This window comes from Gemmatimonadales bacterium (assembly GCA_030697825.1).
Lineage (GTDB): Bacteria > Gemmatimonadota > Gemmatimonadetes > Gemmatimonadales > JACORV01 > JACORV01.
On record JAUYOW010000103.1, the window covers coordinates 1 to 10883 of the forward strand.

13 protein-coding genes and 1 tRNA gene are annotated in these 10883 nt (G+C 67.4%); 6 read left to right on the top strand and 8 right to left on the bottom strand.

From position 1 onward, the window contains the following. The coding region (locus Q8Q85_05540; protein MDP3773714.1) for a hypothetical protein at window positions 1-635 on the bottom strand (635 nt) is incomplete at its 3' end. A gap of 53 nt (window positions 636-688) precedes the next feature. Beyond that, entirely contained in the window at window positions 689-1429 is a 741-nt protein-coding gene (locus Q8Q85_05545) for a TfoX/Sxy family protein (GenBank protein MDP3773715.1), read from the bottom strand. A gap of 106 nt (window positions 1430-1535) precedes the next feature. Between Q8Q85_05545 and Q8Q85_05550 the strand changes: the two genes are divergently transcribed. Continuing rightward, window positions 1536-2861 (top strand): DEAD/DEAH box helicase, encoded by a 1326-nt coding sequence (locus Q8Q85_05550; protein ID MDP3773716.1) that lies wholly within the window; start codon window positions 1536-1538, stop codon window positions 2859-2861. Window positions 2862-2992: 131 nt separating this feature from the next. Next, window positions 2993-3694 (top strand): hypothetical protein, encoded by a 702-nt coding sequence (locus Q8Q85_05555; protein ID MDP3773717.1) that lies wholly within the window; start codon window positions 2993-2995, stop codon window positions 3692-3694. Between the two features lie 5 nt (window positions 3695-3699). On the opposite strand, the gene Q8Q85_05560 is transcribed toward Q8Q85_05555, so the two are convergent. The 5 genes from Q8Q85_05560 to Q8Q85_05580 all read right to left on the bottom strand — a co-directional run bounded on the left by Q8Q85_05560 (window position 3700) and on the right by Q8Q85_05580 (window position 6345). Next, entirely contained in the window at window positions 3700-4164 is a 465-nt protein-coding gene (locus Q8Q85_05560; GenBank protein ID MDP3773718.1) for an SgcJ/EcaC family oxidoreductase, read from the bottom strand. A gap of 42 nt (window positions 4165-4206) precedes the next feature. Next, window positions 4207-4719, bottom strand: a complete 513-nt coding sequence (locus Q8Q85_05565; GenBank protein ID MDP3773719.1) for a DinB family protein — start codon at window positions 4717-4719, stop codon at window positions 4207-4209. 116 nt (window positions 4720-4835) lie between these two features. Further along, window positions 4836-5354, bottom strand: a complete 519-nt coding sequence (locus Q8Q85_05570; GenBank protein ID MDP3773720.1) for a hypothetical protein — start codon at window positions 5352-5354, stop codon at window positions 4836-4838. A gap of 148 nt (window positions 5355-5502) precedes the next feature. Beyond that, on the bottom strand, window positions 5503-5652 hold the full coding sequence (locus tag Q8Q85_05575; protein MDP3773721.1) for a hypothetical protein: 150 nt from the start codon (window positions 5650-5652) through the stop codon (window positions 5503-5505). A 102-nt stretch (window positions 5653-5754) separates the two neighbouring features. Beyond that, entirely contained in the window at window positions 5755-6345 is a 591-nt protein-coding gene (locus Q8Q85_05580) for a phospholipid scramblase-related protein (GenBank protein ID MDP3773722.1), read from the bottom strand. A gap of 377 nt (window positions 6346-6722) precedes the next feature. Here Q8Q85_05580 and Q8Q85_05585 point away from each other — a divergent pair, with 377 nt between their 5' ends. The 4 genes from Q8Q85_05585 (at window position 6723) to Q8Q85_05600 (ending at window position 10254) form a co-directional block, all read left to right on the top strand. Beyond that, window positions 6723-7733, top strand: a complete 1011-nt coding sequence (locus Q8Q85_05585; protein ID MDP3773723.1) for an integron integrase — start codon at window positions 6723-6725, stop codon at window positions 7731-7733. 265 nt (window positions 7734-7998) lie between these two features. Next, entirely contained in the window at window positions 7999-8298 is a 300-nt protein-coding gene (locus Q8Q85_05590; GenBank protein MDP3773724.1) for a hypothetical protein, read from the top strand. 175 nt (window positions 8299-8473) lie between these two features. Then, entirely contained in the window at window positions 8474-8965 is a 492-nt protein-coding gene (locus tag Q8Q85_05595; protein ID MDP3773725.1) for a DUF4440 domain-containing protein, read from the top strand. Window positions 8966-9363: 398 nt separating this feature from the next. Continuing rightward, window positions 9364-10254 (top strand): trypsin-like serine protease, encoded by an 891-nt coding sequence (locus Q8Q85_05600; GenBank protein MDP3773726.1) that lies wholly within the window; start codon window positions 9364-9366, stop codon window positions 10252-10254. A 519-nt stretch (window positions 10255-10773) separates the two neighbouring features. On the opposite strand, the gene Q8Q85_05605 is transcribed toward Q8Q85_05600, so the two are convergent. Beyond that, window positions 10774-10847 (bottom strand) — tRNA-Met (locus Q8Q85_05605). Window positions 10848-10883: the final 36 nt, after the last annotated feature.

Here is a 10883-nt window from a genome sequence, read left to right on the forward strand (position 1 = left end):
GACTGCTGGGTGCGCTGGCCCAGCATGTAGTTGCCGCGCAGGAGAAGGTCGTACGCCGCGGCGTTGCGCGTGGGGCGCGCCTCAATGGAGGCGCGCTCGCCAGGCAGGAGGCGCCCGGCAATGGCGGTGCCCACCGCCTGAGCGACGTTCTCCTGGACACCGAGCAGGTCCTCTCCGGACAAGTCGAACTGATTGGTCCACACCTGCACTCCGGTCGAGGCTCGCAACAGTTCCACCGACACGCGCAGCCGGGTCCCGACCCGGCGCACGCGGCCGTTAACGAGATAGCTGACGTTGAGGGTGCGGCCCAGCTCCGGCGGGCTCATCGTGGCAGCTTCGCGCAGCCGGCGCACCGTGGTGCGCGAGGTTACCACCAGCCGCTCCACCTGGCCCAGCCGAGCCGCGATCTCCTCGGTCAGCCCTTCAGCCACGTAGGCGTCGGCGCTGTCGGGCGACAGGTTCTCGAAGGCCAGCACCGCCACGCTGGTGGGCGCCGGAGTGGGGGCGCGCGCCACGGCACGAGGCCGGCCGCACGGCGGCGGGCTGCCGTCCGGGCACTGAGCCGCCGCGGGGACGGCGGCCGCGAAAAGCAGCAGAGCGGCAAGACCGGAACCGGTCCCTGGGCGCAGCGGCATCCGCGAGAATCCAGCTGCACCAACCCGGCAGAGGCACGTCAACAGCGGGGGCGTCATCGCATGGCCCCGAAAGCCAGCGCGGCGCGCAGCGCGCGAGTGAGCGCCCGTGCCTTGACGTCGCCGGGCAAGCGCATCGTCACGTAGCGCACCTGGCGCGTCTTGCCGGCGCCCTCGATGATCCGGTCGGGATCGGCCAGCTTCGCCCCGTGCTCGAGGTAAAGGCGCACGCACTCCTTATACGGGAAGATCGTGCACACCAGGCCGGCGTCGGGATCGCGGTAGCCGATCGCCTTCCAGCCCGGATACGGCACCTCGCGCACGGTGGGCAGGGCCCGCTTCACGTGGTCGCGCACCTTGGCGGCGAGGGAGCGGATGCGCGGTGGAAACATCTGCAGGATGCGGGCAGGTGTGAGACCATCGCTCGCGCCTGCTTTCCTCGCGACCTTCCTGCCCGCCCGCTTCTTCGGGGCCGCCGCCCCCCGCGCCACTTTCACGGCCCCGCGGGCCCACTCCACCAGCCGGTCCCGGTCGTCGAGCACGTCCGCCGGTACCTCGTAGTAGCCGCGCATCGGCGCCTCGTTGGGCATGGGCGCGAACGGGCCCGCTCCCGCCGCCACGTAGGCGGGCCGGGTGTCGTCATTCACCTTGAAGAACAGCTGGTCGTCGTCCAGAACGGCGAAGAAGAGGCCCCCGTGGTAGAGGCCCGCGCCGCCGAACATCCGGCGGACGGTGACGGCGCCGAGTCCGGCCAGCTGCTCCAGGACGTAGTCGCGGAATGCTTCGCTTACGGGCATGGGTGAGCCAATTTACACGCTGGAGCGCGCCAAGCGAGATGGGGCGCCCAGAATCCTGTGGCGATGCCGCATTCGTCCACGCGGCCGGCCCCCATTACCTTTGCTGATGCCATTCTCCTCGTTCGGCCTGCACCCTTCCCTGCTCAAGGCGATCCGCGAGCTGGGCTTCACCCGACCCACGCCCATCCAGGAACAGTCGATCCCGCCCGGCGTCGCCGGCAAGGACGTCCTCGCTTGCGCGATGACAGGAAGCGGAAAGACCGCGGCCTTCATGCTCCCGATCATCCAGCACCTGATGGCGAAGCCGCGCGGGGTCACCCGCGCGCTGGTCCTCGCGCCGACCCGCGAGCTGGCCGCGCAGATCCACGAACACATGGAAGAGCTCGCGGTGCACACGCCGGTGACCGGCGCGCCGGTCTTCGGCGGCGTGGGGATGTCGCCGCAGGAGCACGCCTTCCGGAGCGGGGTGGACATCATCATCGCCACGCCGGGCCGGCTGCTCGATCACTTCCGCCAGCCCTACGCGAAGCTCGACAAACTCGAGTTCCTGGTGCTCGACGAGGCCGATCGGATGCTGGACATGGGATTCCTGCCCGACATCCGCCGGGTGCTGCGCCACATCCCGGCCAAGCGGCAGACGCTCTTCTTCAGCGCCACCATGCCGCAGGAGATCGTGAAGCTGTCGGCGGAGATGCTCCGGCATCCCGTGACGATCAACCTCGAGCGAAGATCGGCGCCGGCCGTGGGCATCACGCAGGCCGTCTACCCCGTGCCTCGGGAACTCAAGTCCGCCTTGCTGCTGGAGCTGCTGAAGCGGAAGGAGATCCACGACGCCATCGTCTTCTGCCGCACCAAGCACCGCGCCAACCGGCTCGCCGAGTACCTGACGAAGCACGGCATGTCGAACGCCAAGATCCACGGCAACCGGAGCCAGGCGCAGCGCACCGAGGCGCTGGCCGGGTTCAAGCGCGGGAAGGTCCGCGCCTTGGTGGCGACCGATATCGTGGCGCGCGGCATCGACGTCGAAGCGCTGGGCCACGTGGTGAACTTCGACGTGCCGAACGTCCCCGACGATTACATCCACCGGGTGGGACGCACGGCGCGCGCCGAGACCACCGGCGACGCGTTCACGTTCGTTTCGCCCGATGAGGAGTCGGACCTGAGCGCGATCGAGCGCGCGATCGGCAAGCGGCTGCCGCGGGTGACGCTGCCTGGGTTCGACTACGCGCACCAGCCGGCCGAGCGCTTCGAGGTGCCAATCGGGGAGCGCATCGCGGCTATGCGCGCGAAGAAGGCCGAGGACCGGGCGCGGGCCAAGGCCAAGGCTGAGCGCAAAGGGCATCAGCAGACGCAGGAGCAACAACGCGCGGCGCACAAGGCCGCCCGGCCGGCGTCGAGCCCGCTGTCACGATTCCACCGGCGGGGACGGTAGGAGGGGACGCGGAGGATCGGCGTCGCTCGCGGCTCAAGCCGCGGCTCGGCACTGTCGTGAAGCGACGGCCGCTTGACGCCTACTTGACGGCCGCACGCTAAGTCCAAGCCAACCCGCGCGCCGGGAGCGCCATGCGACCATTCCACCTAACCGGATTCCTCGTCCTCGCGGCCTGGCAGTTGGCGCCCGTCCAGGTCGCCCCCGATTCGACCGGCCGGCTGCGACTTTCCGTCGCGGCCGGGGCGGGCCGGTACGAAGACGCGACCTTCGACTGCAACGGCAACTTCGTGAGCGCGGTGCCGGTCGAGGTGCGCTCGGCGGGTGCGCGGCTGGACGCGATGGTCGACCCGAGCACGCGGCTCACGATGTACGGCGGCGTCCACGACGCCGATGAGGGCTGGGGCGACGGCTCCGGCGGGTTCGGGGGCGTGCAGATCGCGCACGAGGGACGGCGGATCGGCATCGGCGCGGGCGCGGTCAAGCGCGGCACGCCGAGCGGCGTGTTCGGTCCCAACTTCTATCTCCGGCTCGGCGACGCGGAGCGAACCCACTTCCGTCTCGAGGCGCTGCCGCCGACTGAAACGTTCTATCTCACCAACGTGGCGCGGATCGGCATGGGATTCGGCCAGGGGAACCTGCGGCGCACCGGGGGCTACGTCGGCGTCGGCTGGGGCCCGTACGCCGAGCAGTTGAGCCAGGGGACGGCGTTCGCCGATCTCGACATCCCCGCGGCCGGCAACATCGATCTCCTGCTGCGCGCCCAGGCCGGACCGGGCTACGAGGTCTTCCAGTGGGGCCTGGCGGCCGGGATGCGGTATCACTTCCCCCGCTAGAGGCGTCAGCTCGAGTGGTCGTGGACGATGAACCAATGGCCGTTCACGCGACGCATCACCAGGGACGTCGGCCCGCGGGCGGTGACCGAGTCGCCGCGCTGGAGCACGTAGTAGGCGATCGCGTTCAGCTCGTCCTGCCCCAGCACGTCCACCTCCAGTTGCTCGAAGTGGAGCGAGTCCCGCGTCGCGCCAGGCTCGAACCGCCGGGAGTACAGCTGGCGGATCGCGGCGCGGCCGCGGACCACGCGCGTCGCGGTTACGAACGTGGCGTCGGCGGCGTAGTCGGAGACGAAACCGTCGAGATCCCCCGCATTCCAGGCCCTCGCGCCGTGCTCCAGCAGCTCGCGCACTTCGCGGAACGCAGCTGAGTCGCGGGCAGCCGACACCGCCGATGCGGCGCTCCCGCCCCCGCGCTGCACGTGCACCCGTACGCAAGCCGTCGCCAGGAGCGTCACGGCCGCAATCAGCACGGAAGGTACCGCTCCCCGCTCCCCGCTCCCTCTCATCTCATCTCACCCTCCCCGGATCCGCTGGGTGAGCGCCGGCACCAGTCCCAGGAGCCGAGCGTAGAGCGCCAGCTGCCCGCGGTGGTACCACTCCTGCGCGATCCCGTGCTGCACCCACGCCAACTTGGTCCCCTGCTTCCCGTCGAACCGGGTGTGGAACTGATAGAGCGCCAGCTCGCCCTGGGCCCGGAACTTCCGCTCCGCATCCTTGATCTGCGAGCGCAGCAGCGCCACCAGCTGCCGCTTCGTTTGCGCGCGGTACGCCGGCTTCGCGTACCTGGCCAGCAGCTTCGGCCACGGCGCCCGTCGCAGGTTGGTGTCCGGGCGCGTGAACTCGCCCGTCATCATCATCGCCACCTCGAGGATGTGCCGCACCTGCTCGCGCACGCTGCGCACCTCCGCGGTCGGGCGAAAGTTGAATTGGTTCGCCGGGATGTTCTCCACCTCTTCCACGATCCCGTTGCGCACGTCGCGCCACGACTCCAGGACTTCATCGAGCCCGCTCGCCAGATCCGCCATCGTTGCTCCCCGTAATGGTCGCAAGGGAGTTAACAGGCCTCGGCTTCCGCATCAACATCCACGAACGAAAAAGGCCCGGTGATGGGCCGGGCCTCTCCCCTCCGGAAACCGTTCGTTCATCGGCCGAAATCCCGGGTCGTCTCGAGCGCGTAGCCTACCAGAACGGTCATCCTCACCGCCCCGGGCGAGCGCACGAACGCGAAGTTGAGCGGCAGACTGACGCCGCCGTAGTTGATGCTCTTCCCGATCCCGATCACGAGCGCCGAGCCGGTCGGCGACAGGTTCGGGCCGAGGCCGAACTCGAAGCCGTTGGGCATCCGGATTCCCATGAGGAACGACGCGCTCGGTATCGCGGTGCGCTGCTCCACCGCGCCAACCAGGAACACCTCCTGGATCACGAACATGGGTCCGCCGCCTTGGGGCACCACCTGCTGCTCGAAGTGCCAGCCGAACTGGCTGAGGATCGGCTCGAGGTTGTTCGCCTGCAGCACTGAGTCGGCAGTCTTGCCGAAGGCGTAGGTGAGCCCTAGACGAGGGCCCGCCATCGAGCGGCGCTCGAGCACCGGCCGCTGGGCGCTCAGCGTCGCCGCGACCGTCACCAGCGCCACGCCTAGAATCCCGAACGTGCGCTTCATGGTTCTCCTCCCGGAACGTCGCGACGCGATTGCCGCGAACGGGAGGAATCATGCGCCCGGCCCGTCAAGGCAACGTCAACTGTCGCGGCTGCAAGCGAAACGGGGCGGCCCCAGAGGGACCGCCCCGCCATCACCCGACGCATGCAGGCTAATGCATGCGCATCGGGGCGATGCGCTCCTCCAGCTCCTCGACCGACAGCTCCAGATGGTCGGCGTTCTTGCCAGTCGCCTTCTTCACGGCCTTCTTCTGATTCGGCGTCAGCTTGATACGCACGGGCTGCTTCTTGTTGGACGGCATTGATTCCTCCGTTTAAGTGGTGGGTCACAGGCCAGCGATAGCCGAACCTGCCGATCGCCCGTGAAAACATCGTGATTTGAGGAGCGCTCCGTCGTAGCCGGCCTACTCCTTCAGCACCATGTCGATGCACATCACCGCCGCCAGGATGAGCGGCCGCACCGGGCCGTCCGCCGGCACCTTGTCGGCGATCTGGAGCACGTAGTTATCCGCGCTGGTGAAGAGCTCCTTGCCGAGGCCCACCCACTTCTTCGTCACGCGCGCCAGCTCCACCCCGTCCTGGGCGAAGGTGAACTCCCAACTAGTCCACTTGCCCTGGAGCGTGCAGACCACGCGCTGGTGCTCGTCCAGCACGTCGAACGAGCCGCCGATGCTGAACAGCTTCTGCTTGAACGCGCCGATCGGCTTCTCCCGCCCGTCCAGCACCTGGACCTTCGAGACGAACAGCGTGACGCCGCGCTTCACCTCGACGATGCGCTCGCCCTGGGGCGTGCGGACCTCGATGTCGAACGGCGTGTAGCGCTTGTAGTCCGTGAACCGGAGCAGCTTGGTGAAGATGCCGAGTTTCTCCTCGCGGCACTCCATGACCATCAGGCCGGTGGACGGGTCGTAGATGTCGTAGTTGTTCGCGGCCTTGAAGAGGCCGACGTGCTCCTTCACGAGGAAGGTATTGCTCGCCAGCACGCTGGTCGCCACGGGGCCTCCTCGTTGCGCGGTGATGGAACCGGTGGCCAATCATGGAGGGTCCCCGGCGCCTCGGCTAGACCCCGGGGGGTGGGACGCCAGAGGCCCGGCGAGCCGGGCCTCTGGCGTCGCCCGTGGTCGCGGGCCCGCATTTTCTTGGTTACCACTTTCCTTCCTCCCTCGGCAAATTGTGCCCCATGCATGCCGAAGAGTCTTACCGGGCCGGCCCTGCAGAGCGGCTAACGCTTCATGGCGCCCTGAGTGGCCCTGGTCCGGCCAGGTCGAAGGAGCCCCTCATGCCCCCCGTTCCGATCACCTCGAAGGGGCCCTCTGTGGCCCTGGTTCCGGCCGCGAGGGAGCCGTCGGCGGCCCTGGTCCCAGCCGGGTCCGTGGGGTCGGCTGCGCCGGCCTCCTCGGGCGCTCCGACCGGGTCTCGCGGTCCGGGCGAGAAGCTGCTCGTGAGGTTACGCCGGGCCATCCGCGCGCGGCAGTACAGTCCCCGAACGGAGGAGGCTTACGGGTTGTGGGTGAAGCGTTTCGTGCGCTTTAACGGCATGGCGCACCCCGCCTCGCTGGGGACGGAGGATGTCAGCCGTTTCCTGACCAGCCTGGCGGTCGAGGGGCAGGTGGCGCCGAGCACCCAGGGCCAGGCCACGGCGGCGCTGCTTTTCCTCTACCGGCGGGTGTTGGGCTGGAGAGTCGGGTGGCTCGAGGGCATCGTGCGGGCGAAGAAGGCGCATCACTTGCCCGTGGTGCTCACGCGGGGCGAGGTGAAGAGCCTGCTCGATCGCATGGAGGGGACGGCGAAGCTGGCCGCCATGCTGCTGTATGGGGCGGGGCTGCGCATCACCGAGTGTTTGCGTCTCAGGGTGAAAGACGTTGACCTGGCGCGGGGCGAGATCATGGTCCGCGGCGGCAAGGGTGCCAAGGATCGCGTAACGGTCTTACCCAGGCTTGCCCGCGACCCCATTGCCGAGCATCTCGGGCGCCTGCCTGAGCGTCACCGGGAGGCTTTGAGGGAGGGTGGTGGGCGCGTGCTCTTGCCGGCGGCGTTGGTCAGGAAGTCGCCCGGGGCGGCGGCGGAGTGGGCGTGGCAGTGGCTCATGCCGGCGCGGCGGGACTGGACTCATCCACGGACGGGAGAGCGCCTGCGCTTGCCTTTGCACGAATCCGCGATTCAGCGTGCCGTCCGGTTGGCGACCAAGCGGGCCGGCGTCGCCAAGCATGTCACCTGTCACGCTCTCCGTCATTCCTTCGCCACCCATCTTCTGGAGGACGGGTACGACATCCGGACCGTTCAGGAGCTTCTGGGGCACCAGGACGTGGCGACGACCATGATCTACACTCACGTCCTGAACCGTGGCGGCCTCGCCGTCCGCAGCCCCGCCGACCGCCTGTAGTCCGAAAACCCTTACGCGCGCACTGAACATGTGCCAACCCAGTCGCCCGCACGGTTCTCTCTTGCCCTATCATCAGCCAACGCGCACGTTTAACGCCGATGCGCCGCCACCTCGCCGGCCGGGATACGAGCGGGGGGCGCAGTCGTATGGCCGGGCCCAGAGCGGCCCACTTACAGCAAAGACCTAGTTGGGCCGCCAGACTTCAAGAGAGGGTAGGCATCGGCGGGTGTATCTGTTCACCAAAGCAATCGAAAGGAGACGAACAATGGAGTACAAGGATCCGATCAAGGTATCACCGAACAACTACCGCCTGCTTCTCGAGGACGGGGACTACCGGCTCGTGGAAATGTGGCTGCCGGCCGGGACCAGCGACATCGAGCATTCTCACCCTAACGAGATGGTCTATTTCATCACCGGAGGTAAGGCGCGCATTCATCTTCCCGGTGGTGAATCCGTGGAGCTGGAGATACCGGACGGGCATGCTATGAAGCACGAACCCTGGACCCACCGTGTCGAAAACATCGGCGCCACGGACATCAAGGCAATCCTGTTCGAACGTAAGTGAGGAACGTCGCGGACTGAGACGTTCACGTGGGCGCCTAACGAGCGCTTGCAGCCGACGGCCGGCGCGCATCACTCTTTGCATGACTGGGAGGCGCGCCGTCCGCGGCTGAAACGCACGCTGTTAGGCCGGTGCAGGCGTTCGTGGTGGCGGCCATCTTGTTCACAAGGGAGGTCTCATGACCGGTACTCGCAGCGGCGCTCTCGCGGCTGGTCTGATCCTCACCCTGGGCGCATGCCAGCCGCCCGCCGATCAGAGCGCGAGTGCCGCGGCCGCGGTCCGCGCTGCTGACAGCGCCTGGGCGCAGGCCTTCGCCCGCAAGGATCTGGCAGGGTATCTCGCGTTCGTGGACTCCGCGGCCTCCATCCAGCAGCCCAATGCCCCGACGGTCACAGGCGCCGCCGCCATTCGCGCCCTCATCGAAGGCTTCTATGCCCTGCCCAATCTCAGCGGGACCTGGCAGCCGACCAGGGTGGAGGCGGCACGCTCCGGCGACCTGGCGTATTCGACCGGGACCTACGAGCTGAGCTTCAATGATGCGTCCGGGAAGCCGGTCACGGAGCGGGGCAAGTACGTTGAGATCTGGCGCAGGCAGGTGGACGGCAGCTCGAAGATGGTGGTCGAGTCCTTCAACTCCGATCTGCCTCTGCCCGGGGCTGCCTCGAACTAGAAGTCGGGGGCTGCACGGCCTAAATCGCGCTTGTGCTGGTCGATGCCGGAGCACCACATGGGGTGCCCTCCTCGAGTGACGGTTCACGATCCTTGCCGATCGATGAGACGATACTCCTCGAGGGCACTTCTTGGAAATATCAAGCGCTTGAAGCTGACAGTCCGCGGCGGAACGTGCTATGTTGTAAACGCTGAGGCGTCGGGGGTGGCCGCACTGACGGTGGCCGCCGCGGCCCGCAGCTTTGCGCGCGTCGTTAGACGGCACGTCGATATCGGCGTACAATGAGATCGGAGGCGTGCTGATAATACCGGATTGCGCTGAAGAAGACCGAAGATTGGCTATAACGTCGCGGCCGTGTTCTGGCTCGGCACCACCCCAACGTCGCACGGAGGCTCCCCATGTCCTCTCGACTGCTTGCCCTGGCGCTTGTGGGCTTCGCTCCTCTCCTGAGCAGTTGCGCCGCCGATCGCTCTACCCGGCCTGAAACCACGTCAAGGCCTACCCTGCCTTCTGGTTTCAATGCCATCGTCTACGGTTTCATCGACGAAACGGACACCTACAGGAACGTCGGGGCGTTCATAGTCCAACGTGCGAGCGACGGCCACATCTTTCCGATCTGCTCGGGCACGCTGATTGCCCCGACCGTGTTTCTGACAGCAGCTCATTGCACGGTGTTCTTCGAGAACGAGCTGGCCCCCCGCGGGTTCACGGCCTCGGTGAGTTTCAGTAGCCCGATTGGTTTTGGCGATCTCACCGACCTGAGGAAGGCCAGGCTGATCGCGGTGACGGCAATCTTCACGAACCCCAACTTCAATCAGGGCCAGGACGACCCGGGCGACATCGCGGTCTTGATCCTCCCGGAGCGCAGTACGAGGGGCACCACGCCCGCAACGCTCCCGACCATCGGGCTGCTGGACCAGCTCGCCGCGCAGGATGCGCTGCCAGACGCCGTGTTCACCGCCGTCGGGTACGGGCTGCAGAACCGTGTGGTCGGCGGAGGAGTGCCGTTCTTTCAGGATCTGAATCCGATCCCCCGCATGTTCGCGTTCTCGAGCTTCAGTGCCCTGAACCCGGGCTTCCTGCGGCTGTCTCAAAACCCGGCGACCGGTGACGGTGGAACATGTTTCGGCGACTCCGGCGGCCCGAATTTCCTGGATGTCGGCGGCACCCAGGTTCTTGCGGCGAGTACCGTGACGGGCGACGCGGTATGCCGGTCGACGAACGTCGTTTATCGTCTCGATATCGCCTCGGCTCGGGAGTTTCTTGGCCAATTCGTGACGCTCCCGTAGGGTGCGTTTCGAGGAGCCGACCGAGCGAGCCGTTATGCCGCACCGAGCAAAGACACGACTGTGTGCTGATGCCGCCAGGCAAGGTAGGCCCAATGAGACAATCTATCCTGTTGTGCGTGCTCCTTGCCTCTGCAGTGGCGTCGGCGTGCGTCACGAGAACCCCTGCCCAAGGCCCGGCGCCGGAAGGCCGAGTCTGGGTGTGCCATGGTGGCCGCAGTCCAAGATGGCAGCGTGTTGCGGCCGCCGCTGCCGAGGCTCATCGGGGGCACGGCGATCGGGTCAGCGAGACGCCGCAGCCCACAGGCCAGCGCTGCAGCTGACACGCCCCGCCGCTCCGCGCCGGAGGCCGAACGGTGAGGTCTAACAGGCGGTTGGTGCTGTCGGGACGCGCCGGTGGCTGGCGGTCCTTACGTCGCTGGGCCAGATTGGTAAATGCGGTCAGGCGCTGCTGCGGACGGGAAGCTGAGGCAGGAATGAAGTCCGCCCGCGGGCCGGGCTCGTAACTCCTGGTGCTGCATATGCCAGAGGAGGGACTCGAACCCCCGACACGCGGATTATGATTCCGCTGCTCTAACCAGCTGAGCTACTCTGGCGCATCGCGCGGGCGCCCCGCCACCAGCGACCGAGGG

Coding starts and splice junctions, on each gene's coding strand:
- Q8Q85_05555 (MDP3773717.1), top strand. CDS start 2,993: ATGCGACCATTCCACCTAACCGGATTCCTCGTCCTCGCGGCCTGGCAG.
- Q8Q85_05590 (MDP3773724.1), top strand. CDS start 7,999: ATGGAGTACAAGGATCCGATCAAGGTATCACCGAACAACTACCGCCTG.
- Q8Q85_05570 (MDP3773720.1), bottom strand. CDS start 5,354: ATGAAGCGCACGTTCGGGATTCTAGGCGTGGCGCTGGTGACGGTCGCG.
- Q8Q85_05550 (MDP3773716.1), top strand. CDS start 1,536: ATGCCATTCTCCTCGTTCGGCCTGCACCCTTCCCTGCTCAAGGCGATC.
- Q8Q85_05565 (MDP3773719.1), bottom strand. CDS start 4,719: ATGGCGGATCTGGCGAGCGGGCTCGATGAAGTCCTGGAGTCGTGGCGC.
- Q8Q85_05595 (MDP3773725.1), top strand. CDS start 8,474: ATGACCGGTACTCGCAGCGGCGCTCTCGCGGCTGGTCTGATCCTCACC.
- Q8Q85_05575 (MDP3773721.1), bottom strand. CDS start 5,652: ATGCCGTCCAACAAGAAGCAGCCCGTGCGTATCAAGCTGACGCCGAAT.
- Q8Q85_05545 (MDP3773715.1), bottom strand. CDS start 1,429: ATGCCCGTAAGCGAAGCATTCCGCGACTACGTCCTGGAGCAGCTGGCC.
- Q8Q85_05600 (MDP3773726.1), top strand. CDS start 9,364: ATGTCCTCTCGACTGCTTGCCCTGGCGCTTGTGGGCTTCGCTCCTCTC.